General features: G+C 34.8%; 20 protein-coding genes. 5 read left to right on the top strand and 15 right to left on the bottom strand.

The genetic code is table 11. The features are described 5' to 3' along the window. From ABF281_RS06250 to ABF281_RS06225, 6 genes are all read right to left on the bottom strand, one after another. On the bottom strand, positions 1–771 hold a 771-nt coding region (locus ABF281_RS06250; RefSeq protein ID WP_347180825.1), incomplete at its 3' end, for an adenylosuccinate synthetase. A gap of 22 nt (positions 772–793) precedes the next feature. Continuing rightward, positions 794–1234: a transcriptional repressor gene (locus tag ABF281_RS06245; protein ID WP_347180824.1), complete on the bottom strand. Its 441-nt coding sequence runs from the start codon at positions 1232–1234 to the stop codon at positions 794–796. 81 nt (positions 1235–1315) lie between these two features. Beyond that, positions 1316–3520: a RelA/SpoT family protein gene (locus ABF281_RS06240; RefSeq protein WP_347180823.1), complete on the bottom strand. Its 2205-nt coding sequence runs from the start codon at positions 3518–3520 to the stop codon at positions 1316–1318. A gap of 62 nt (positions 3521–3582) precedes the next feature. Further along, positions 3583–4815 carry a M48 family metallopeptidase gene (locus ABF281_RS06235; RefSeq protein ID WP_347180822.1) on the bottom strand — a complete coding sequence of 411 codons (1233 nt, stop codon included), beginning with the start codon at positions 4813–4815 and terminating at the stop codon, positions 3583–3585. A gap of 65 nt (positions 4816–4880) precedes the next feature. Then, positions 4881–5675, bottom strand: a complete 795-nt coding sequence (locus tag ABF281_RS06230; RefSeq protein WP_347180821.1) for an RNA methyltransferase — start codon at positions 5673–5675, stop codon at positions 4881–4883. Between the two features lie 30 nt (positions 5676–5705). Then, a complete protein-coding gene (locus ABF281_RS06225) occupies positions 5706–6509 on the bottom strand; it encodes an HAD family hydrolase (protein ID WP_347180820.1) in 804 nt (267 codons plus the stop codon). Between the two features lie 211 nt (positions 6510–6720). On the opposite strand from ABF281_RS06225, the gene dnaB reads away from it, so the two are divergent. Further along, positions 6721–8238 (top strand): replicative DNA helicase, encoded by a 1518-nt coding sequence (gene dnaB, locus ABF281_RS06220; protein ID WP_347180819.1) that lies wholly within the window; start codon positions 6721–6723, stop codon positions 8236–8238. Between the two features lie 68 nt (positions 8239–8306). Here dnaB and ABF281_RS06215 read toward each other — a convergent pair whose 3' ends face one another. The 4 genes from ABF281_RS06215 to recG all read right to left on the bottom strand — a co-directional run bounded on the left by ABF281_RS06215 (position 8307) and on the right by recG (position 15093). Beyond that, entirely contained in the window at positions 8307–9254 is a 948-nt protein-coding gene (locus ABF281_RS06215) for a glycosyltransferase (RefSeq protein ID WP_347180818.1), read from the bottom strand. A gap of 9 nt (positions 9255–9263) precedes the next feature. Continuing rightward, a complete protein-coding gene (locus ABF281_RS06210) occupies positions 9264–10304 on the bottom strand; it encodes a quinone-dependent dihydroorotate dehydrogenase (RefSeq protein WP_347180817.1) in 1041 nt (346 codons plus the stop codon). A gap of 103 nt (positions 10305–10407) precedes the next feature. Beyond that, positions 10408–12834, bottom strand: coding sequence for a phenylalanine--tRNA ligase subunit beta (gene pheT / locus ABF281_RS06205; protein WP_347180816.1), 2427 nt, complete (start codon positions 12832–12834; stop codon positions 10408–10410). A gap of 159 nt (positions 12835–12993) precedes the next feature. Beyond that, positions 12994–15093, bottom strand: coding sequence for an ATP-dependent DNA helicase RecG (recG, locus tag ABF281_RS06200; protein ID WP_347180815.1), 2100 nt, complete (start codon positions 15091–15093; stop codon positions 12994–12996). Positions 15094–15276: 183 nt separating this feature from the next. Here recG and ABF281_RS06195 point away from each other — a divergent pair, with 183 nt between their 5' ends. Next, entirely contained in the window at positions 15277–16485 is a 1209-nt protein-coding gene (locus ABF281_RS06195) for a class I SAM-dependent methyltransferase (RefSeq protein ID WP_347180814.1), read from the top strand. A 144-nt stretch (positions 16486–16629) separates the two neighbouring features. On the opposite strand, the gene ABF281_RS06190 is transcribed toward ABF281_RS06195, so the two are convergent. Genes ABF281_RS06190 through ppk2 (ABF281_RS06180) form a run of 3 tightly spaced genes read right to left on the bottom strand, consistent with a single transcriptional unit; the run spans position 16630 to position 19335 of the window. Next, positions 16630–17685: a hypothetical protein gene (locus ABF281_RS06190; RefSeq protein WP_347180813.1), complete on the bottom strand. Its 1056-nt coding sequence runs from the start codon at positions 17683–17685 to the stop codon at positions 16630–16632. A 5-nt stretch (positions 17686–17690) separates the two neighbouring features. Continuing rightward, the gene (gene ppk2 / locus ABF281_RS06185; RefSeq protein ID WP_347180826.1) at positions 17691–18473 is read right to left on the bottom strand and encodes a polyphosphate kinase 2; all 783 of its coding nucleotides are present in this window, start codon (positions 18471–18473) and stop codon (positions 17691–17693) included. Between the two features lie 4 nt (positions 18474–18477). Next, the gene (gene ppk2 / locus ABF281_RS06180) at positions 18478–19335 is read right to left on the bottom strand and encodes a polyphosphate kinase 2 (protein WP_347180812.1); all 858 of its coding nucleotides are present in this window, start codon (positions 19333–19335) and stop codon (positions 18478–18480) included. Positions 19336–19448: 113 nt separating this feature from the next. On the opposite strand from ppk2 (ABF281_RS06180), the gene ABF281_RS06175 reads away from it, so the two are divergent. Further along, on the top strand, positions 19449–20399 hold the full coding sequence (locus tag ABF281_RS06175; RefSeq protein WP_347180811.1) for a lipid A-modifier LpxR family protein: 951 nt from the start codon (positions 19449–19451) through the stop codon (positions 20397–20399). Here ABF281_RS06175 and ABF281_RS06170 read toward each other — a convergent pair. Beyond that, positions 20396–21616, bottom strand: coding sequence for a glycosyltransferase family 4 protein (locus tag ABF281_RS06170; protein ID WP_347180810.1), 1221 nt, complete (start codon positions 21614–21616; stop codon positions 20396–20398). The two genes, ABF281_RS06175 and ABF281_RS06170, sit on opposite strands and share 4 nt — an antisense overlap. Before the next feature lie 148 nt (positions 21617–21764). Here ABF281_RS06170 and ABF281_RS06165 point away from each other — a divergent pair, with 148 nt between their 5' ends. Then, positions 21765–22277 carry a hypothetical protein gene (locus tag ABF281_RS06165; RefSeq protein ID WP_347180809.1) on the top strand — a complete coding sequence of 171 codons (513 nt, stop codon included), beginning with the start codon at positions 21765–21767 and terminating at the stop codon, positions 22275–22277. 28 nt (positions 22278–22305) lie between these two features. On the opposite strand, the gene ABF281_RS06160 is transcribed toward ABF281_RS06165, so the two are convergent. Beyond that, entirely contained in the window at positions 22306–24615 is a 2310-nt protein-coding gene (locus tag ABF281_RS06160) for a DNA topoisomerase 3 (protein WP_347180808.1), read from the bottom strand. 124 nt (positions 24616–24739) lie between these two features. Between ABF281_RS06160 and ABF281_RS06155 the strand changes: the two genes are divergently transcribed. Beyond that, positions 24740–25909 carry an MFS transporter gene (locus tag ABF281_RS06155; protein WP_347180807.1) on the top strand — a complete coding sequence of 390 codons (1170 nt, stop codon included), beginning with the start codon at positions 24740–24742 and terminating at the stop codon, positions 25907–25909. The last annotated feature ends 18 nt before the right edge of the window (positions 25910–25927 follow it).

Below are 25927 nucleotides of genomic sequence, written 5' to 3'. Positions count from 1 at the left end.
GTTGGGAGCTATCCCCAATCCTGTACAGGCTCCAGCAGCGGTTGTGTTAGAAGAAGTTACAAAAGGATAGGTTCCAAAATCAACGTCTAACAAAGATCCTTGAGCTCCTTCTGCTAATATGGTTTTTTTATCTTTTATAGCAGTGTGTAGATATTCCTCACTATCTATGAAAGTTAACTTTCTCAACTCTTTTATACTAGCAAAAAATTCTTGTCTTAAAGCCTCTAAGTCATAGTCTAATGCTACGTTATAAAAATCGATCATTTTGATGTGCTTTTGAGTCAAAGCATCAAAAATGTCTTTCCAATTGTCTAACTCTAAATCCCCTACACGCATTCCATTACGGCCTGTTTTATCCATGTAAGTAGGACCAATTCCTTTCAAAGTAGATCCTATTTTATCTTTTCCTTTTGCTTTTTCAGATGCAGCATCTAACAAACGATGAGTAGGCAAAATTAAGTGAGCTTTTCTTGAAATAAGCAAAACTTTTTGAAAATCAATATCAAACTGTGATAAACCTTGTATTTCTTTGTCAAAAATCACAGGATCAATTACAACACCATTACCTACAACATTGACAGCTTCTTTGTGAAAAATCCCTGACGGAATAGTATGTAAAACATGCTTGTATCCGTCAAATATCAAAGTATGTCCTGCATTGGGACCTCCTTGAAAACGAGATATCAAATTATAATTCTGGGTTAAAACATCAACTATCTTTCCTTTCCCTTCATCACCCCACTGTAAGCCTAATAATAAATCTACCGCCATTTTTCTCTCTAAATGTATATTTCTAATTTTCTTTTTTGGTTCCGTAAAAATATAAAGAATGCTTGTTAATCTCTACATCAAACACATCCTCTATAGTTCTCTTTATGGTTTGTATTCTTGGGTCACAAAACTCGATTACTTCTCCATTGTCTAATATCAAATGATCGTGCTGTTTGTCAAAAAAACTTTTCTCGTAATGGGCTTGGTTCTGTCCAAATTGATGTCTTCTGACCAAACCACATTCTAGCAACAACTCTATAGTGTTGTATAGCGTAGCTCTACTCACTCGATACTTTTTGTTTTTCATATTGATGTACAAGGACTCAATATCAAAGTGTTCTTCTAAATCATAAATTTCCTGCAAAATGGCAAAACGCTCAGGGGTCTTACGATGCTTGTTTGTTTCTAGAAACTTAACAAACACATTTTTAACGATCTCTTGATTTTTTTCTTTAGTATCCATGACTAGGTTGTTGTTTGAAAACAGCAAGATGCAAATTTATACTTTTTATTTGTTTTTATCTGTTAAATCTTGGGGCTTTTTTTAAATAATACGTTTTATATCTCTTACACCTTTAACACTTAACAACTGTTCTGTTATTTTTTTTAACTTTAATTTATTGTTGACGGTTATCGTGAATTTACCTTTGAACAAACTACCGTCCCCAGCAATGTTTATACTATTAATATTGACATGATTGTTGTTGGAAATTACTTTGGTAATTCCCTCTAAAATTCCTGAACCATCTTCTCCCACAATACTCAAAGTTACTTTAAATTCTTGTTTTGAAGAATCAACCCAATTGGCTTTCATTATGCGGTAAGCATAATTAGACTGCATTCCAATAGCATTCGGACAATTGTTTTTATGAATTTTGAGTCCTTCATTCACTGTTAAAAATCCAAATACTTTTTCACCCGCGATAGGATTACAACACTTAGCAAAGGTATACTCTAATCTTTCACTTTCACTTCCAAAAAGCAGAAGATCATAATTATTAGAGAGTTCTTCTTTATTTTCTACTTTAGAGGTTTCAAACTTAGTTCTTCTAAAAAACTTTGTAAATTTATTTTTATGCTGATTGACAAAACTCCTTATTTGAGTATTATCAATTGTTCCTAGCCTAACTCTATAAAACAAATCAAAAGTAGTCTTAAGTTTAAAGTAAGAAACCATTGCAACTAAATTGTCTTCCGAAGGATTTATTCTCAGATGACGCAATTTTCTCTTTAACAACTCTCTTCCTTCCTCTGCAACTTTTCTTTCATCCTCCTTGAGGGATTGACGAATTTTTGCCCGTGCTCTTGCGGTTACCACGAAGGTGAGCCATCGCTCCGAGGGTTTCTGATTTTCAGAAGTAATCACCTCTACTTGATCTCCACTTTCTAGAATTCTGTCCAAAGGGGTAAGCTTACCATTCACCTTTACTCCTCTACACTTCAATCCAATATCTGTGTGGATACTGAATGCAAAATCTAACGCAGATGAGCCTTTCGGCAATGATTTTATATCTCCTTTAGGCGTAAACAAAAATATTTCTTTTGCATACAAATTCAGTTTGAAATCCTCTACAAAATCCACAGCATCAGTGTTGTGGTTCTCAAGAGTATCTTTCAATCTATTTAACCAGGATTCCAATCCATTTTCATTATCTTCACCTTGCTTGTACTTAAAATGTGCAGCGTAACCCTTTTCGGCTATTTCATCCATTCTTTTTGAACGAATCTGCACCTCAACCCAGCGCCCTTGTGGCCCCATAACTGTAATATGCAATGCTTCATAGCCTGTGGTTTTAGACTGAGAAATCCAATCCCTCAAACGATTTGGATTGGGACGATAATTATCTGTGATGATAGAATAAATTTTCCAGGCATCAAACTTTTCGTTCTTTCCTGCTGAATCATAAATAATTCGAATGGCAAACTTATCGTACACTTGATCATACTTAACCCCCTGGGAAAGCATTTTTTTACGAATAGAATAAATAGACTTTGTTCTTCCTTTGATTTCAAACTTAAACCCTTGTTGCTCTAAAGCTTGCTTTATTTTTGAGGAGAAATTATCAATATAATCCGATTGATTGTCTTTATTTGCTACAATCATTCCTTTTATAGAAGCATATACTTCAGGCTCCGTGTATTTTAAACCCAAATCCTCTAAATCACTTTTTATATTGTACAAACCTAAGCGATGGGCTAAGGGTGCATAGATGTATAAAGTCTCTGAGGCTATTCTTACCTGCTTATGAGCTGGCATGGCATCCATCGTCTGCATATTGTGCAAACGATCAGCTATTTTTATTAAAATGACACGAACATCATCATTTAAGGTCAATAACATTTTACGGAAATTCTCTGCCTGAATAGAAGCGATCTGATCCTTACTCATCTTGGAGATTTTCGTGAGTCCGCTAACTATTTTAGATATTTTTTCACCAAACAATCGTTCAATATCTTCTATGGTATAATCCGTATCTTCCACAACATCATGTAACAATGCTGCTGCAATTGAAACTGCTCCCAAACCAATTTCTGCTGCTACAATTTTGGCTACTGCAATAGGATGATAGATATAAGGTTCTCCTGTTTTTCTTCGTTGTTCGCTGTGGGCTTCCACTGCAATATCAAAAGCTGAGCGGATTAGTTTTTTATCATCCAATGACAAATTTTCGTAACTATCTTTCAATAGGTCTTTATACCTTCTAGCTATTTCTTTGTTTTCTGAATCTACATCAACTATATAACTCATAAATCGATTATTATTTTTGAAAAAAAATCATCAATAAAATTAATGATTTTTCTACTAAAAAACTATTTTTTGAGACGCAACACCCTTTGCAATAAAGTAGGGTGAGCGTAATTTAAATTCACATTCCATGCGTGAGGGGTTAAATTACTCAAACTATTTTTGGATAGTTTCTTGAGTGCCGACACCAAATACTGTTGCTCAAAAGTTTGCTTAGCAAAATCATCTGCTTGATATTCGAATTTTCTAGAAAGAATATTCATAATCAACCCTGTTACTTCGGAAATTGGACTGTACAAAACACCAAAAGCCAATAACCCTAGGTGAAAACTACTGTGGGTTACATGAAAAGCCTCTGCCAGTAATGGGTTACCTAACAATTTCCCAAAAACAAATAGTGTCAATCCTGTTAAAGATAAAGAAGCGAATATATTGAAAACAGTGTGACGCTTTTTATAATGCCCAACTTCGTGTGCAAAAACAGCGATAATCTCATCTTCTGTCAAATCCTGAACTAACGTATCGTATAACACAATTCTTTTCTTGGGCCCTAGGCCTGTAAAATACGCATTAGCTTTCGTAGATCTTTTCGAACCGTCAATTACATAAATATGATCTAACTTAAACCCTTGTGCTTTTGCATATTTCTCTAATTTATCTTTTAAACTTCCCTCCTCTATTGGTGTTTGCTTGTTAAATATAGGCACAATGATACTTGAATAGAACATTGTAATAAAAACAGTAAACACTGAAAAAACTAACCAAGCATACCACCAAAAATCATCTTGCATTTTACTATACAACCATGAAATTAAAAACAACAGTGCTCCCCCTAAAATCACAGTCATCAATATTCCCTTAATTTTATCAATAAAAAACAATGTTTTGGTGCTTTTATTGAATCCATACTTTTCTTCAATGACGAAAGTATGATAGTAATCAAAAGGAATTTGAAGGGTAGTACTCACCAAACCAATGATTCCAAAAAAAACTATGGCCTGCAACATAGAATTGGATACAATCCTCAAAGACAAATGATCAAGCAATGCAACTCCATCCAACACAAAAAACAAAATGGTAATAACAAACATAAACACACCGTAGAATGAAGAAAACCTATAGTTTTCCCTTTTATAAGTTTGAGAAGTTTCATAAGCCTCTTTATCATATACATCCTCCAATACTTTTGGAATTGGATCGTTAAAGTGTTTGGCATTCAAAAAACCAATCACCTTGTCTTTTGTAAAATTTAACACAATAAGAATAATGATGGTGGCAAACAAAGTTGTTCCTGTCATGATTTTTACTTTTTTTAATACTTCATTTATTGGCTACACTTAATATCATATGCTACAACAATTGATTAAAACCCTCGCTGTCTTTTTGCCTCATACATTAAAATACCTGCGGCTACAGAGACATTCATAGAATCTATTTCGCCCAACATGGGAATGATTATTTTCTTTGTGCTTCCCTCGAGCCATTCCTCTGAAAGACCATCAGATTCTGTCCCAACCACAAAAGCACTAGATTTGTTATAATCTTGTTCATGGTAAAGTTCTGAATCCTCTTTCAAGGCTGCAGCATAGGTATCAATCTTCTCTTTTTGCAAATATCTCAATATTTCTGATGTAGAACCGGTCGCAATTTGAACAGTAAACAAACAACCTACACTTGAACGAATAATATTTGGATTGTACATATCTGTCTTTGGGTTTGCAATACATACCGCATCTACTTTCGCCGCATCGGCTGTTCTAAGAATAGCACCAATGTTTCCAGGTTTTTCAGGTGCTTCGGCAACCATTATCAATGGAAACTTGGTCTTAAAGGTTAAATCTTTTAAGTGCATAGAATTGGCGTTCAAAACAGCCACGATACCTTCCGTTGTTGCTCTATACGCTATTCTCTCATACACCTCTTTACTAACCTCAATATAAGCTTCTGATGGATATTGCTCTACATCAAAATCCTGAGGTAATAACTCCTTGTAATAAAAAACCTTTTGAACATGATAACCGCCTTGGATGGCCATGGTTAATTCTCTTCTGCCTTCTACAATAAAAGAGCCTGTTTGTTTTCTTGCCTTAGATTTTTCACTCAATACCACTAGAGACTTGACAAGACTATTTTGTGGGCTACTGATTAATTTATGCATTTCCATATGATTAACAACGTTGCAAAAGTACTAAATTCCCGCGATCAACTTTCCTATAATCGTCTCTACTCCAAAAGCATGATTTGATAGCGTAATTTTACTAGCTACTTGTTTGACTTCTGAATGAGCATTTTCCATAGCAAAACTGTACGTTGCCTTTTTCAGCATCTCAATGTCATTTAAATAATCTCCAAAAGCCATGGTCTCCTCTTCAGATATACCATATTTTTCCTGAAGACATGAAACCGCATTCCCCTTGTGGTTGTTAGGTATAGCTATGTCTAGCCACTGTTTAGAAGAAACAGTTACTTTCCAATCCTTTACTATCGAAGCTAAATATGGATAAATGTTTTTCTCTGAGCTTTCATAATTACACAAGGCTATTTTAAAAAAAACATCATCCGGTAAATCCTCAAAACTATTGACCATTTCATATTCACAGAAATACTCAGCCACAAACTCTTTAAATCCGCCTGAATCCCTCAAGAAATAAGCTTTACTTTTCCCACAAATCACAATATGAGTCTTAGGTATTTGTTGACTAATGTGTACTAATTTTAAAACCTCATCATTTGTCATTGTATTCGCATAAACCTCTGTTCCATTCTCTACAATGTAAGCTCCATTTTCAGCCACAATGGTAATATCCTTTTTAATTTTATCTAACTTCTCTAAAATACTATGATATTGTCTGCCACTTGCTGCTACAAATCGAATCTGATTAGCTTTCAAAACTTCAAACTGCTCAAAAAACAAATCACTAACTTGGTGCTTTGGATTTAGCAAAGTACCATCCATATCGGTGACAATCATTTTTACTTTAGTCAAATCCATTTTTTATTGTTTCTAAGATTTTTATGGTACTAAGATACGTTTTAGAGGAATACCTAAAACCCTGTAATTCTATAAATTTCTCTTTTACCTACTATGTTTATTGTGGTTCTAAAATATTTATCAACAAAAAAAAAGTTATCAACAGATTTTGTAGAAAAATTAGCACCACTTTTTATTGAATCATAATAATATCAACTAAATTTGTTTTCCTATGGAACAAACAAAAAGCTTCTCAGGAAAAAAGATTGACAAGAGTAAAATCATCAATTTGGCACAAGGAAAAATCCCTCCACAAGCAGTAGATATGGAGGAAGCTGCTCTTGGCGCTATGATGATTGACAAAAAAGGTATTGACACAATCATTGATATTCTTCATCCTGATGCGTTTTACAAAGATCAGCACAAAGCTATCTATACAGCAATACACTCTCTGTTTCAAAATTCCGAACCTATTGACTTGTTAACAGTATCAAACCAGTTAAAAAAAGATGGAAACCTAACCCTTGTAGGTGGAGATTTCTACCTTATTGGGCTAACGCAAAAAGTTTCATCTTCTGCCCATATTGAATTCCATGCTCGTATCATTTTACAAAAATACATTCAACGCCAATTGATCTCTATCTCTAGTGAGATTATAGAACAGTCCTATGACGAAACTGCAGATGTTTTCGATTTATTAGACATGGCTGAAACTAAGTTTTTCGAAGTAACCCAAGGGAACCTAAAAAAGAGCTCAGAAACCTCAGACTCCTTGGTAAGACAAGCGCTTAAAAAAATTGAAGAATTAGGAGGCCGAGAAGGAATGTCTGGATATGCCACTGGATTTTCAAAACTAGACGCACTGACTTCGGGGTGGCAACCTTCAGATCTTATCATCATCGCTGCTCGTCCAGGTATGGGTAAAACAGCATTTGTAATCTCTATGGCAAAAAATATGGCTATTGATTTTAACCATGGTGTTGCTGTATTTTCTCTAGAGATGTCTTCTGTTCAGCTAATCACACGTATGATTTCTTCGGAAACAGGTTTGTCTTCAGAAAAATTGAGAAAAGGAACCCTAGAACCCCACGAATGGGAACAATTAAATGTAAAAGTCAAGAATTTATCTGAAGCTCCCATTTTCATTGATGATACACCTTCGCTTTCTATATTTGACTTAAGAGCAAAAGCCCGAAGATTAAAATCTCAACATGATATTAAAGTGATTGTCATTGATTACCTTCAGTTGATGACCGCAGGAGGTGCTGCTGGAGGAAATAGAGAACAAGAAATCTCGATGATTTCCCGTAACCTCAAAGCATTGGCTAAAGAATTACATATCCCTGTAATTGCTCTTTCTCAATTGTCTCGTTCTGTTGAAACTCGTGGAGGTAGTAAACGACCATTACTTTCTGACTTACGTGAATCTGGAGCTATAGAGCAAGATGCTGATATTGTTTCTTTTATTTTTCGTCCTGAATATTATGGAATGACGGAATGGGATGATGATGAAAACTCACCATGTGAAGGTCAGGGAGAATTCATTGTCGCCAAACATAGAAATGGTGGATTGGACAACATTCGACTAAAATTTACAGGGCATTTGGCTAAATTCTCTGATTTAGAGGATGACTTTGGAGGACAGCTTGAATCTTCTATGAATAGCTTTAATGATATCTCTAGTAAGATCAATCCTGCTGATGCCTTTGATGCTCCAGTTGATTCAGATAATGATGGAGTCCCTTTTTAAATGAGCAAAAAGATAAGAAATGTCAATGTTTTCTATTGTCCCTAAACACAAAAAATCAGTGAAAAGAACTATTCTGGACTGAAAAACGTTGACTTCAAAAAGCCAAGACCGTAACCAGTCATTTGAATCAAGGTGGTGATAACGGATAAAAACGCAACCGTTATGTTTCTATTCTCTAGTACAGAAAGCATAAACAACAAAGTAAAGTACATGTTGTAAAGAATAATTGGAACCCATTGCCCTAGTACAAACAAAAAAGAAGACAGAAAAAAACCAATCGTAAATATACTAGGAAACCAATAAGTAAATTTTGCGGTTCCTGGATATCGTTTATTCAATACTGGTCTAGCCACACCAAAACGAAAAACTTGAGTAAAAAAAGCATCTAGAGAAGTTCTTCGCTTATGATACACAACTGCCTTTTCTATCAACTGTGTTTCAAAACCTTGCTGCCATAACCTAAAGGAGAAATCAATATCCTCTCCTACGCGCATTGAAGAAAAACCTTTTGTCGCTTCAAAAGCTTTTTTTGACACTCCAAAATTAAAACTACGAGGTTGGAACCTTCCAATGCCTTTTTTTTTACCCCTAATACCTCCAGTCGTTAAAAAAGAGGTCATTGAAAAATTAATAGCTTTTTGTAAAGGAGTGAAACTAAAATGAGCTGTATCAGGACCACCAAATGCATCAGTCATCTTCTCTTGTAATGCTTTGCTTACCTCTTTTAAATAGTTTGTAGGAACCAACACATCTGAATCTAACACTATAAAATAATCTCCTTTTGCACGAGACATCCCATAATTTCTTGCTTTTCCAGCACCCTGATTCTCTATGACATAATATTGAATCGTTAATCGATTCTTGTACTGATTTATAATTTCTACCGCTGCTTTGTCTGAACCATCTTCAATGACAACAATTTCAAAAGGCTCCTCAAAATCTTGCTGTGTCAAACTATACAACAATTCGTCAATTTCGTCGGGTCTATTGTAAACAGGAATAACAAAGGAATACATGGTTCTTTTTTAAGTAGATTTCAAAATTGCTTTGTTTATTTTTTTAACCAAAGAAGGTCCTTCATAAATAAAGCCTGTATACACCTGAACCAAATCTGCCCCTGCCCTTATTTTATCAAGAGCATCTTGAGCTGAATGAATCCCTCCAACACCAATAATTGGAAACGCTTTGTTTGAGGTTTTTGCCAAATACTCAATAGTTGCTGTACTTCTATCCTTGATAGGTTTACCACTCAATCCACCATTACCTATTTCTGCTAATGTTTCTTCTGTTGCTTTCAATCCTTCCCTGTTAACAGAAGTATTAGAAGCAATTACCCCATCTATTTTTGTTTCTGCAACAATCTCTATAATTTCATCTAACTGTTGTGGATTCAAGTCTGGAGCAATTTTTAATAGAATGGGCCTTTTTTCGGTCTTTGCGTTGTTTAATTTTTGAACAGCTGAAATCAACTCTAATAAATAATCTTTATCTCCTAATTTGGCATGACTCCCTACGTTAGGACAACTAACATTTAAGACAAAATAATCAACATAATCGTGTAACGCTTCAAAAACTTCACAATAATCTTGAGTATATTGTGCCGTTGGAATGTCGGTGTTTTTACCAATGTTACCTCCAACAATTACTTTTCCTTTGTTCTTTTTTAAATGTTCAACTGCAGGTTGAATACCATCATTATTAAAACCCATTCTATTGATAATTCCTTGATCATCCTTTAATCGAAAGAGTCTTTTTTTAGGATTGCCTGCTTGAGCCTTTGGAGTAACGGTTCCTATCTCTATGAATCCAAAACCGTAATCAGCCAATTCATTAAATAAAACCGCATTTTTATCAAAACCAGCTGCCAAACCAACTGGGCTTGGAAAAGTTATGCCAAACAATTTCCTTTCTAACCTTACATCTTTTACTTTGAAAACACTTCTTGTTAATGCAGAAAACCCAGGTATTCTTGACATTAATTTTATCATATCAAAAGTAAAATAGTGTACTTTTTCAGGATCAAACTGAAAGAAAATAGGACGGAGGATAGTCTTGTATAGACTCATATAAACTTGGTTTGTAGTAGGTTACTAATTTACGAACTTTATTTTATTCCTTTTTGAAACAAAACTCAAAAAGAGCCTTTGAAATACTCAAAGGCTCTTTGGATTATCTTAATGATGCATTAAACTGTTTTTCAAATGAGTTTTGAAGCTTATTCATTATTTTTTCTATCTGCTTTTCCTCTAAGGTTTTATTTTCGTCTTGCAGAACGAAACTCAACGCATAGGACTTTTTACCTTTTGGCAATTGATCTCCATCATAGACATCAAACAGATCTACTTCTTTTAAGAGTGATTTTTCAGATTGAAAAGCAGCATGATAAAGATCTTTGAAGGCTACTCCCTGATCTAACAATAAAGCCAAATCTCTTTTTACTGAAGGATACTTTGGTAATGACTTCACTTTTAATTTTTTGCTCTGAGAAACTTTTAAAAGGGTATCCCAATCAAAATCAGCATAAAAAACCTGTTGTTTGATTCCAAATTCTTTTAATACCTTAGGATTAACCATCCCCATGTCTACTATTTTCATCTTACCTAAAGCAAAAGTAATTCCTTCGGACAACATATCACTCTTGGTTGGAGTTACTTTTACTTTTTGGTGCCCTAATCTTTCCAGCACACCATTTACTAATGACTTGAGATAATAAAAATCTGTATTTTGGGCAGGAACATTCCATGACTCTTTGTCTCTATTTCCTGAAACAAATAAGGTCAAATGCTTTTTCTCTTCGTATGTATCGTTGTACTTATGGTATGTTTTCCCAAACTCATAAAACTTAATATCATTATTCTTTCTATTGATATTGTAACTTACAGATTCTAAACCACTAAACAATAAGGATTGCCTCATCACAGCCAAATCACCACTCAGAGGATTTAATATTTCTACATTGTGTTCTGATTTTAAGTCATCCGACAAAGACACATAAGAAGGTTTGGTGAGAGAATTTGCCATGGTCTCATTAAAACCTTGAACTCTTAATTGTTCTGCAATCGTATTTTCTAGCTTAACCCCATCAAATCTAGATGATTCTATTGATGAGTTTAGTTTGTGTGAAAACTCAATATTATTGTAACCATATACACGTAAAATTTCCTCAACTATATCTGCCTCTCTTTGGACATCTACTCTGTAAGCTGGTACTACCAAACCTAAACCTCCTTCTGTTTCACTATTTATTTTAATTTCTAAAGAAGCTAAAATATTCTTGATGGTATCGTTTGGTAAATTTTGCCCAATCACTCGTGCTACATTTTCATAAGACATGAAAACTTCGAAATCCTCAATCTTGTTCGGATAGACGACATCAACATCTGACACTGGCTGCCCCCCTGCAATTTCCTCTATCATCAAGGCCGCTCTTATCAAGGCATATTTAGTAAGGTTGGGATCTATTCCTCTTTCAAAACGAAAAGAGGCATCTGTATTGAGCGCGTGCCTTTTTGCAGTTTTACGAACAGACACTGGATTGAAATATGCAGCTTCTAGAAAGACAGTAGTGGTATTTTCTGAAACCGAAGAATGTAGACCTCCTAAAACTCCAGCAATACATAATGGTGTTTTCTCTGCATCACAAATCATTAAGTCTTCTGCATTCAAGATTCTTTCAATTCCATCTAGTGTCGTAAACTTGGTTCCTTCATCTAAAGTAGTAACGACTACTTTTTTTCCTAAAATTTTTCCTGCATCAAAAGCATGAAGTGGTTGTCCAAGTTCATGCATTACATAATTGGTAATATCCACAACATTATTGGTAGGATTGACACCAATAGCTCTCAATTTGTTTTGTAACCATTCAGGAGAATCAGCAACTTTTACATCTTTAAGGGTTAGGCCTGTATATTTTGGAGCCAATTCAAAATCTTCAACAACAATATCAAATTTTAATGCTCTTTCAAAAACGTGAAAATCACTGACGGATGGAGAGATTAATTCTTTTTGTATACCCTGTTGCATCAAACCAGCACGTAAATCTCTAGCAACTCCCAAATGACTCATCGCATCAGCTCGATTGGGGGTTAAACCTATCTCGAAAACTTCATCTATCTCAATATCAAACACCTCTGCCACAGGGGTTCCTGGTAGTAAATCATTATCTAAAACTAGAATTCCATCATGACCATTTCCTAGGCTCAATTCGTCTTCAGCACAAATCATTCCATGACTTTCTTCTCCTCTAATTTTTCCCTTCTTTATCTTAAAACCCTCACCTTGTGCATCATACAATACAGTCCCCACTGTTGCCACAGGTACTTTTTGTCCAGCAGCTATATTGGGAGCTCCACAAACAACCTGTAGAGAGGTTTCCTCTCCAATATTTACCATTGTAACACTAAGCTTGTCAGCGTTTGGATGTTTTGCACAAGTCATAACTTCTCCAACAACAACTCCTGCAAGACTTCCTTTTATAGATTCTACTTTTTCTATTCCTTCAACTTCTAAACCAAGATCAGTTAACAATTCACCCGTCTTTTCAGCTTCCCAGTCGATTTTAATGAATTGTTTTAACCAATTGTATGATATCTTCATCTGTGTAAAATTCTATATTTGAGTACGCAAATTTACAACTCTCGATTGATAATTACGAATTAGGTATTGTGAAATTTTTCCTTTAGATAAAATCTATGCTAGAAAAAATATTTATTGGCAATATTCTAAACTTAACCTTTTATAAATGAAGAGAAAAAACTAACTAATATTTGCCCAAATACTTGTTCTTTTATGAATTTGTTGGTAAGCCTTTTTCATTGGAGAATTTTTTGGAGAAACTAAATTTGGGTCTTCTCTTAACAATCCTAAGGCTGTGTTTCTTGCCATGTGTAGCTCCTTAGAATCTCTTACCAAATCAGCAATTTTTAAATTTAGTACCCCGCTTTGCTGCGTCCCCATTAAATTACCAGGACCACGAAGTTTCAAGTCAACTTCGGCAATCTCAAAACCATCACTTGTTCTAACCATAGTTTCCAACCTTGTCTTAGAATCATTTGATAATTTTACACCCGACATCAACACACAGTAGCTTTGATCTGCTCCACGCCCCACTCGACCTCGTAATTGATGTAATTGTGACAAACCAAAGCGTTCTGCACTTTCTATTATCATTACTGAGGCATTTGGCACATTGACTCCAACTTCTATTACAGTTGTAGCGACCATAATTTGGGTTTCACCTTTAACAAACCGTTGCATTTCAATTTCTTTATCAGCTGGTTTCATCTTTCCATGCACAATACTGATTCGATAATCTGGCAATGGAAACTCTCTTTGAATACTCTCATACCCATCTTGTAAATCTTTATAATCCAAAGCCTCAGACTCCTCAATCAATGGATAAACTATATAGATCTGTCTTCCTTTCGCAATTTCATCACGCATGAATTTAAAAACTCGCAAACGAGCACTATCAAAACGATGAACTGTTTGTACTTCTTTTCTACCAGGAGGCAATTCATCAATGACCGAAACATCTAAATCTCCATAAGCACTCATCGCTAAAGTTCTTGGTATAGGTGTTGCTGTCATGATTAAAACATGAGGAGGCAATGTGTTTTTCATCCACATTTTAGAACGCTGTGCTACACCGAATCTGTGCTGTTCATCAATAATAGCCAAACCTAAGTTTTTGAATACTACTTTATCCTCTAATATCGCATGGGTACCTATCAAAATTTGTAAAGCCCCGCTTTCTAATCCTTCATGAATAACTCTTCGCTCTTTGACTCCAGTTGCTCCGGTTAATAATTTTATTGAAATATCAAATGGTGACAACAAGGTGGTCAATGCCTGAAAGTGTTGAGAAGCCAAGATTGCTGTTGGGGCTAGCATTGCGGTTTGAAAATTATTATCCAATGCGATGAGCATGGTCAACAAAGCAACAATTGTTTTTCCTGCTCCCACATCTCCTTGTAATAATCTATTCATATGAGCACCACTAGCCATATCAGATCTGATTTCTTTGAGTACTCTTTTTTGAGCATTGGTCAAATCAAATGGCAAGCCTGAATGGTAAAAATCATTGAAGTGATCACCAACCTGTTCAAAAACAAAACCCTTAATCTTATCTTTTCTCACCAACTTGTTCCTAATGAGTTGAATTTGAATAAAAAAGAGTTCTTCAAATTTTAAACGTCGCTGAGCTTTTGCCAACATTTCTTGATTTTTTGGAAAATGAATATGCACTAAAGCTTCCTTTTTACTCAGCAGACCATGTTCTTCAATAATTTCATCAGACAGTGTTTCTTGTATAAAAGGATGGGCTTCTTTGATTAGATGCTGTATCGCTTTTGATATAACTTTGTTATTCAACCCCTTAGCACTCATTTTTTCTGTAGAAGGGTAAATCGCTTGTAAACCAGAAACTATATTTAATTTGTAATTCACCTCTAATTCCATGTCAGGATGAGGCATACTAAAATTACCATTAAAAAAATTCAACTTCCCAAAAATCACATACGTTTCATTGATTCTGAGACCCGCCTTTAACCATCGGTTTACCCTAAACCAAACCAATTCAATACTCCCCGATTCATCTCTAAAAGTAGCTACCAAACGAGAACCCCTCTTTTGCTTAACTTCTTTTACTTCGGTAATGACTCCCTTCAACTGTACTTCGGCATTGTCTGCCTTCAATTCACTAACCGCAAATATTTTGGAACGATCTACATATCGATTGGGGAAAAAATTCATCAGCTGATTTGCATTAAAGAGCCCAAGTTCTTTTTGAAGAATTAGAGCTTTTGCAGGACCTATTCCTGTCAAATATGAAATATGTGTATCAAAGTCAAACATAACGAACCTATACTACTACAAATCTAACATAAATAGTGTTTTTAATTTACTATTGTTAAACTAAATAGGACAAAACTCAAACATACCTCCATACACATTCGCTTTTTCACAACAGAATTTACTTTTGTTGGATGCAATCATTAAAAAACACGTAACTTTGCAACATAATTGTCAACAACGTACATGAGACTGCATAGAAACTTAGTATATACCGTAATTGAAGCTTTAGAGGCTGTTTTTAACGAAAAAGAATACGCTGATAAGGTGTTACAGAAAGCTTTAAAAAAAGACGCTCGCTGGGGAGCTAGAGACAGAAAATTTGTAGCAGAAACTTTTTATGAAATCGTGCGCTGGAAAAGACTTTATAATGAAATTGCTGGAACCAAAGACCATTATTCAAGAGAAAATCTTTGGAAGATATTTTCAGTTTGGGCAGTATTACGCGGTATAGACTTACCTGAATGGAAATACTTTACAGAAACTCCTGTAAGAAGAATTAAAGGCAAATTCGATGAATTACAATCCAACCGAGCTGTTGCTCAATCTATTCCAGACTGGATGGATGAACTTTGTTTGAAAGAATTAGGAGAAAAAAAATGGACAGCTGAACTAAAAGCTCAAAATATACCTGCCGCTGCCATCTTAAGAGTAAACACTTTAAGAGCAACAAAAAAGCAACTTCATGATTTACTAGCCAAAGATGAAATCTTAACAAAACCAATCAAGGGTTACCCTTCAGCTTTAGAACTAGTAGAACGCAAAAATGTTTTTATCACTCAAGCTTTTAAGAGTGGTATGTTTGAAATGCAAGACGCTTCTTCTCAGCTGGTCGCTGAATTTCTAGATGTAGAACCCGGAATGAGAGTGGTAGACACTTGTGCGGGAGCAGGAGGAAAAACCCTACATATTGCGGCTCTAATGCAAAACAAAGGCTCCATCATTGCTACCGATATTTACGGTGGAAAATTAGTTGAACTAAAGAAAAGAGCCAAACGTGCAGGAGCTTTTAACATCACCACCAAAAAAATAGAATCAACCAAGACCATCAAAAAATTATACAACACGGCAGACCGAGTTTTAATTGATGCTCCCTGTTCTGGACTAGGGGTTTTGAAACGAAATCCTGATAGCAAGTGGAAACTACAACCCGAGTTCGTAGACAATATTAAAATTACACAAGCCGATGTACTACAACGTTACTCCAAAATAGCGAAAATAGGTGGAAAAGTGGTCTATGCTACTTGCTCAGTACTCCCTTCCGAGAACCAAGAACAAGTGGCTAAATTCTTAGAGAAGAATACTAATTTCAAATTAATTAAAGACAAAAAAATATTATCTTCTGTATCTGGATATGATGGCTTTTACATCTCTCTATTAGAGAGAATAAGTTAACGCTTTTGGCATAATTTTAACTGACACACACGTAAATCAATAGAAAAAAATAGACCAATCGGTTTGTGTTAAATTTAAAAAGCCCTTTGTTATCTTTTTTAAATGTGTAATCATGATTAGGTGCTGTGTATCTTGATGAAAAAATTACTTTACATCCTGATAATGTCTAATCACAAACTTAAACGCTGTTTCCAACAATTCTCCCATACAACTACACTCTTTGAAAGCTTTATCTTTTGTATAATCAAATAAATCTTTTTTAAGTTGTTCGATTTTAAAGTCAGATGAAATATTATCTTGGAGCATACAATCTAAAAGTTCACGAATTCTTTTTTTACCTAACAAAATACGTTTGGCAATAGTCGACCTTTCTTCTTGCTTATATTGCTCAATAGATTCGGGTCTTAGGTTGTTATGAACCATTTGTACATATAGCTTGTTCTCCTTTAAAAACTGAGGCATATAAACCCTTAAACGACCCTCGTAACATTGCTGATCAAAATCAGTCGCTCTTATCCTATAGCGAACTTGATCAAAATCATGAGTAGGTACAATCACATAATTATAAGATCTCATGTCTCCAAGCAAACGAACGATACAACGCTCGTTAAATTTTACAAATTCTTTAGCAATTTGCTTTTGTGTAGAGATAGCGCTAGAATCCAAGCCAGAATCCATGAAAGTATCTCCGGGAATCCCTGAAATATGATCCTCGATCAACGTCTCTTTGTAAACTAGAAAATTAATCCTATTTGGGGATAACAAATGCTCTAATTCTAAACCATATACTCTGGAAGCATCTGCTTTCTTAACATACATGTATGTATAATTATCGTTAAGAATATTTCTAACTTTAATTCTAAAAGGCTTAGAATTAGCAAATGTACAGTAATCAACAGCATCTATATTCAAAAAAGGAACAGAGGTATCTGAACCGTCACCATGTAAAATAGAATAGACTTTTTTTAAATCTTTATCAATCGTAATTCTTTCGAATTCATTGTAATAAACCCTAACCCAAAGCGTATCTTCACCATGCTCATTATACACTTCTGTCGCTCCAGAAAACCTTAGTAAATCATCGTAAAAAACAGGAATTAGTACGTTTCTATTGTACTTACTTAGATAGTCACCCAGAAACGGTTTAACAGGGTATGTTGGTTTTTTTTTGGATATGTTTTCGTACTTAGTATCTTCCATATCAACTATATCTCTCTGTTTTTGTCATAAGGAATTTTTGATAACAAATACTTCATCGCATTGACTCTTGCAAAAGTTTTTTTATTTGCTTTTATAATTTTCCAAGGAGCATAATCATTATTTGTTTTATCAAACATTAGTGATTTGTACTTCGTATATTCATGCCAAAGTTCTTGAGCTTTTTCATCAACAGGTGTTATTTTCCACTGTTTCAATGGGTTGCTTTTTATATCATCAAACCTTTTAGCTTGTTCCTCCTTGGTAATGGACATGTATATTTTCACTAAAACAATTCCTGAGGAGGTAATCATACGCTCAAAATCGTTAACGTTATTCATGAAACGATCGTACTCTTCTGGGGTGCAAAAACCGTTAACCGGTTCTACAACAGCGCGATTGTACCAACTCCTGTCAAAAAACACAATCTCTCCAGCTTTCGGAAATTTATTGATATAGCGTTGAAAATACCACTGTGTTTTCTCTTCTTCCGTTGGTTTTGGCAATGCTACAATCCTAAAATGTCGAGGATTGATTCGTTCTGTAATTCTTCGGATAGCACCTCCTTTTCCCGCAGCATCTCTTCCTTCAAAAACAACAATGACACGTTGATTCTTTTCAATTACCTCTTCGTGCATTTTAATCAATTCTTTCTGTAGCCTTTTTAAGGTTTTGATATAATTTATGTTTCTAACGGCTCGCTGAATATTCAATTCTTTGTCTCTCAACAACGCTTGAATTCCTTTTTTGCTGTTTAAATATTTTATATCTTTTGAAGTTAAATTTTCCATCATATTAATCTATTTGAAAAGAGGATCTAAAGTAGTGCATGACAACATTTGGGTCAGGAAATAAATTGGTCTTTCCATCTTTTTTTCCATCGTAATCAAATTTAGACAACACATATCTTATACTTTCTAGTCTAGCCTCTTGCTTATTATTTGTTCTCACAATCACCCATGGGCTATAAGTAGTATGGGTTTTACTAAACATCTGCTCTTTATAATGAGTGTACTTGTTCCACAACTCTTGACCTTTTTTATCTACTGGACTAAACTTCCAACGCTTTAAAGGATTTTCTTGTCTTGAATCAAAACGAGTCATTTGCTCATTTTTAGAAATAGACAACCAAAATTTTATGATGATCAAACCATCTTCATATAGCATATGCTCAAATTCTGGAACTTGAGCCATAAATTTATCATATTGATCGTCTGAGCAAAAACCCATGACGGGCTCAACTACAGCCCTATTATACCAACTCCTATCAAAAAAAACAATTTCACCAGGATTGGGTAATTCTTTTATGTATCTCATAAAATACCACTGCCCCATTTCAATGTCAGTAGGCTTATTAAGAGCTACCAAACGAGTGGATCTTGGATTTAAATGCTCCATAAACCTACGTATTGCTCCTCCTTTTCCTGCTGCGTCTCTACCTTCAAAAATAACAGCAACACGCTTGTTGCTTTTCTTTATCCATTGTTGAAGTTTTACCAATTCAATCTGTAAGGACTTGAGTTCTTCTTCATACTTTATCTTATCTAGGATAGTAGAGATATCAATATTTTTTTCATCTAACTTATCTAGTAAATCTGCTCTTGAACCCAATGAGGCAAAATCTTCTGAGGTTAAAAATTCTTTGTGGTTCATCTATTTTGGGGATTTTTTTGTTACTTAGAAGTAAATATAAGCAATCCTCATATTTTAGCATAGTTTAACAACACTAAAACTTACCCTTTTCAACTCTATTCCACCTCACTGACATGAATTTCAATAAAATAGTATTTTACCCCCTCTTTTTGCTCATTTTCTCCAAGACAAATAGTTTTGCTCAAAATCAACACGAGATTGGGATGGTAAACGATAATGATTTATATGTCTCCCTTTACCTAGATCAGTTTTACACCAGTGGATTAGAATTGTTTTATAGAAAAGTGGCGAGTACAAGGAATCATATATTCAATAAAAAAATTAAACATTTTAGTCTACGCCAAAACATATACAACCCACAACTGAGCGATATCCCAGAGGTTTTTATGCAAGAAAGACCTTATGCTGGCATACTCCATTTGAACTATACAGAACAGATAATCTACAATAAAAATATTTTAAGTTTAGGGGTCACGGCAAGTGTAACCAATCATAAATCAGGAGCTGAAATGGGACAGAATTTCATACATTCTTTTTATAACCTTGATCCCTCTGCAGGATGGAAAACACAAATTAAAGAAAAATACACCGTGGGGGTCTTAGCCAATTACACACAAACCTTAATATACAAAGAGCACCTTCCCTTTACGATGTATTGGACCAACAATACAATTATCAACAGCATCATAACCAACATCTCTAGCGGCTTGGCTTTTCAAGTTAATTTTATAAACAATGCCTTAAACCCCATTTCTAATACAAGTTTTTTTGGTACTGCATTGCAAACCAAAGAAGAGGAGTGGATCAAAGAATGTTATTTTGGATTTAAGTCATTTGCTACCTACCAAATTCAAGATTATACCATTACAGGTACACTAGAAGTTAACCCTTCAAGCAAGAAATTTCATTTAGAGCCATGGACATGGCAAAATGACTTAGGATTTTATTGGAATCTAGAACACCTAAATCTTAGCTACCATGTTATTTTTAAAACTCGAGAAGCACAAGAAATGAAAACTAAAACTACCAAATACGGTAGCGTTCAATGTAGTTATAAGTTTTAACTTTTGTTCTTTTCGGTAATCCATTTTGATAAGTACTTTGTGCTTTTCATGGTATGGTGTTGTAACATACCACCCACAAAATTTTTAAATCTTCTGGCCTCAAGCTGTTCTTTTGCCATCTTTAATTTATCACCGAAATCCTTTTGAATTATATTTTTATCAAATCTAGATCTTAAAACTTCTTCTCCTCTCTTTGTTGTCTCTACCCATAAATCTTTATCTAAATACAAAGCTTCGGATTTACTTACGAAGTCCTCCAAATGATCAGCTATACTAACTTCCAAGTCTATTTCACCAAACATACCCTCAGCTCCTATGGGACTCGTCACAAAAGGTGTGTGGCTTTTCATAGCGTCAATTAATTTACCTTTTAAACCAGCACCAAAACGGATTGGGGCCAAACAGACTCTTGCTTTCTCCATGACTTCACTTACCTCTTCCGCTCTTCCATGGACTAAAAAATTTTCTTTAGTGTGGTGCAGCTGAAAAACTTTTTCCGAGGAATATGCACCATAAACATGCAATTTCGCTTCGGGAAGTTTTTTCCTAAGAAGTGGCCAAACATGATGTTTCAACTGTAAAACAGCATCCCAATTGGGTTTATGAATAAAATTACCAATAAACAAAAAATCTTGTCGCTCCTCAAAATCTAAAGTTGGTCGATCACTAATTTCTACTAAAAAAGGTAAGTACCACAATAAATCCTCTGGAATTCCGAAAATTTCTTTTAAGTATTTCATTTCAAATTCTGATATCGTAAATGTGACATCACATCTATAAATACTTGCTATTTCTCTCATAGCCTCATCTGAATGAATAATTTCTGTGGGTAAAACATCTCCTTTTTTTATGGCTTGATGTCTTGCTTTTCTTAAAAAATGTAAATCTTCTGAATCCAAAATTCTTAAAGCGCTGGGACAAATTTCTGCAACCCTCCAACCAAACTGCTCTTCCATCATAAACCGATCAAACAAAACAACATAAGGATCTAATGCATCTATAAAACAATCAAAAGAAGAATCGTTTAATTTTATCTCTTGTTCAACAACGCCAATCTCACTCAAATCAAAGGCAGTAGTTGGCCGGTGAGCTGGACTTGCAAAAGTAATTTTATAACCTGATACTAGAAATTGTTCAATAATTTGTAACATTCTTGTACCTGCTGCAGTTGCAGTAGGTTCTGGCCAAACATAACCAATAATTAAGAGTGATTGCATATTACAAAAATATAGAATTGAATCTATAGCACATTCATTTGATTTATTTAAATTTAGTTCATCACTTGAATATAAATTTTGAATGCTCTGTTGTAGCCCAAAGGAAAAACAACAAAAATAATGAACACTCAAAAAAATAAATGTTTACATGAGTAAATTAAACTTAGACAGTATTCTAACCAAACGTTTGGATAAAGATTTTTTGATACAATTATTTCAAGAACAAACTGAAGTTCACTCAAGAGCTATTGAAGTTTCTCTAACCAAACAAGAGCCTCAATCTTGGAGAGCTTCTTGGATCTTATCTCATTGTACTTGTGAAAACGACACAAGAATTCAACCCTTTATTTCAGATTTCATCAAGATCCTAAGAGATAGAAAAGATGGACACCAAAGAGAAATATTGAAAATCCTTAGCCAAATGGAACTAAATGAGGAACAAGAAGGTAAATTGTTTGATATTTGCATGACTTTGTGGGAGGATCTTTCCAAAGCTCCAGCAGTTAGATATGTTGCCTTTAAATTTGTCCATAAAACCTGCACAAAATATCCTGACCTGAAAGGAGAACTGACTTTCATTTGTCAAAATCAATACTTAGAAACCTTGTCTCCTGGCATTCAAAAATCTGTCCAAAAAATAATTAAAAATGTAAAACGATGAAATAGCACCATCTCTTTAATGAGCAATCTTACGATTCACAGATGATCTTCCGAACCAAATCTTTAGTAAGTATACTACCCTTAGCTTTTAATTTAATGGTTGAAAACTCAACTTTAAAAGCACAACCTGATTTATATTCAGAACAGCCATAAGCTGTACTTCCCTTTAAAATATTACCTTTTTTACATTTGGGACAACTGAATCTATCTGGAAATTTATTTTGATCAGAACTTACTTTCTTAGGTTTAAACACCATTTTAAAGGCATTATCCAAAACAATAGTCCCTTCACCAGTCCCTTCTTCGGTTTTAAAACCTTTTAACTGCACAGTACTTCCCTTGGTTATAAGCCTCAAGCATTGATGATCAGATATTTTTTTTTCCTTGAACACAAACGAAAGTACAAAGTTACAATTCTCATTGTACTTACTGCAGCCATAAGCAGTTGTCCCTTTCAGCAAATGACCAACTTTACATTTAGGACATGTGGTTCCCACCACCCCCTTAGTTTTCTTTTTTTCATGATCTACAGATCTTTTGGATACAGGGTCGATCAAAATAGGTTTATGATCTGACAATCGAACCTCAACAACCAATTCATCTACCATTTTTTTCATGTTGTTGATAAAGGTAGTCGCATGGTATGTTCCTTTCTCTATATCCTTTAACTGTTTTTCCCATTCACCAGTTAGCCTTGCAGATTTCAGCAATCTATTCTGAATGGTTTGGATGAGTTGGATTCCTGTAAAAGTAGGAAGAATCTGCTTTTTGTTGCGTTCAATATAGGTACGTTTAAAGAGTGTTTCTATAATGTTTGCTCGAGTAGAAGGTCTTCCAATACCGTTTTCTTTCATTAAATCTCTTAACTCATCGTCTTGCACCTGCTTACCAGCTGTTTCCATCGCTCTTAACAATGTTGCCTCAGTATACTGTTTTGGAGGTTTGGTTTGTTTTTCTAAAAAAGACGGTGTGTGTCTGCCCGTTTCTCCTTTGACAAAGGTAGGCAAGATTTGCTCCTCCTTTGTTTTTTTAAGATCTTGCTGTTTTTGTTCAGGGGTTTTAAAAACAAAACGCCAACCCTCAGACAAGACTTCTTTTCCGGTTGATTTAAATTTTATTTTTGCAGCCTCAGCTAAAACAGTAGTATTAGACACCTCACTATCAGGATAAAAAACAGCAATAAACCTTCGAGTAATGATATCGTAGACCTTTTGTGCGTTAGCATGCAAAGGTATTTCTACTCCAGTAGGAATGATAGCATGGTGATCTGTAACTTTTTTATCATTAAAAACCTTCGTAGATTTTTTAATCTTAACTTCTGCCAGTATGGGTGCAGTTAACGCAGAATATTTACTTAATTTTTGCAGAATCCCTCTTACCTTTGGATAAACGTCATTTGGTAAAAAAGTAGTGTCAACACGAGGATATGTCACTACTTTTTGCTCGTACAAACCTTGAGTTAACTTCAATGTCTCATCCGCTGTAAACCCAAACTTCTGATTACAATACACTTGCAATCCTGTCAAATCAAATAGCTTTGGAGCATATTCTTTCCCTTTCTTTTTTTCTACAGCTATAATTTCTAAAGGTTCATTTTTTATCCTGTTCATGGTTTGCTCCCCATCTTCTTTTTTTAAAAAACGACCTTGCTCATTGTTAAAAATAGTATCTCTATATAGTGTTTGTATTTCCCAAAAAGGCTCTGACTTAAAATTCTGAATTTCTAGAAATCGCTTTACAACCATGGCCAAGGTAGGAGTTTGTACTCGTCCAATAGATAAAACTTGTCGATCTCTTCCATATTTCAAAGTATACAATCGAGTTGCGTTCATTCCCAACAACCAATCTCCTATGGCCCTAGAACTAGCCGCGTAATATAAGTTATCGTATTTTTCGGCGGGAATCAACTTTTCAAACCCCTCCTTAATGGCTTCAGTAGTCAAAGAGGAAATCCACAAACGTTCTACTTTACCAGTGTACCCTGCTTGATTAATGACCCAACGCTGAATAAGTTCACCTTCTGTACCCGCATCCCCGCAATTAATTACAACATCAGCTTTATCAAATAAAAACTTAATGGTTCTGAATTGCTTTTGTACCCCTTTGTCATCCATTACCTTTACCTCAAATCTATTGGGTAACATCGGTAAAGTATCTAGATTCCAACTCTTCCAATGTGGCTTGTATTCATGTGGTGCAAACAAACCACACAAGTGCCCAAATGTCCATGTAACCTGATAACCATTTCCCTCAAAGTAACCATCACATCTCACATTTGCACCTAATACAGAGGCAATTTCTTTGGCAACACTTGGTTTTTCTGCAATACAAACTTTCATTTTAAATAATTAATCATGTGATTGAGCCAAATAACTTTGACAAAAACAAATATAACGGAAACTTTTACGAGTTTAAAAGAAAGATATCCACAGTTTAACTAAGGCATTGTATTAACTTTATATCATGAATAAAACATTAATACTAGTACTCATTGTTTTCAGCCAGTTTTTTGGAACGTCGCTATGGTTTAGTACCAACGCTATCCTATCTAGTTTAGCAAGAGTACACCAGCTAGATAGTCAAAACCTGCTTGCTAATCTGACAATCGCAACTCAGCTGGGCTTTATCGTAGGAAGCCTTCTCTATGCGTTCTTAGGCTTGGCGGATAGATTCTTTGCGAACATTGTATTTAGCATTAGTATTGTTCTAGCCGCATTAGCTAACGCTTCCATACTGATCCCTAACCTAAATTTTCCATTGGTTTTTCTCTTTAGGCTACTAACAGGATTCTTTCTTGCAGGAGTATATCCCGTGGGGATGAAAATAGCCGCATACTTTTTCCCAAAATCAGTTAGCAGCGCTTTAGGGGTGTTGGTTGGTGCATTAGTTTTGGGAACTTCTTTTTCACATTTTACAATGAGTTTCGATATTAAATTGACATGGGAAGCTGTTATTTACTCTAGTTCAGGATTAGCTGTTTTGGGAGGGATTTTAATTCTTTTTTTGAAAACACCCCCCAAAGAAAATATTCAGACTATGAAAATCAACACCTTGCCTTTACTGTTCAAGAAGAAAAAATTTAAAACCGCAACTTTTGCTTACTATGGCCACATGTGGGAACTCTATACTTTTTGGACTTTTATACCTCTACTCATCACCACTTATAAAGCAAATCAAGACTCCCTATTAAATAGTAATTTATTGACATTTATGATCATCAGCATAGGTGCTTTGGGCTGTGTACTTGTAGGAAAAATAGCTGTCAAAAAAGACCTCACCAAAATAACTAAAATAGCACTAATGACCTCGGGTATCTGTTGTCTTCTATGCCCTCTAAGCTTCTACTTTCCTACGTATATCTTTGTTCCTTATTTGATGATTTGGGGGATCAGTGTTGTCGCAGATTCTCCATTGCTTTCTACTTTGATAAACGATACTTGCGATCCTAATCACAATGGTACAGGCTTAACTATTTCAACATCCATTGGTTTTTTTACAACGATCATAAGCCTTTACCTTTTCAATATATTGTTGAATACAATGCCAATCCAATATGTATTTACATGCCTAGCTTTGGGGCCATTCCTAAGTGTTTATTTTTTAAGTCATAATAATTCGGACCCCATAGTTTGATACACTTAAAACTTTAAA

Source organism: Wenyingzhuangia sp. (genome assembly GCF_039768515.1).
Classification (GTDB): Bacteria; Bacteroidota; Bacteroidia; order Flavobacteriales; family Flavobacteriaceae; genus Wenyingzhuangia.
Note: the sequence above shows the minus strand (reverse complement) of the source record. Positions and strands in the feature narration are given on the sequence as shown.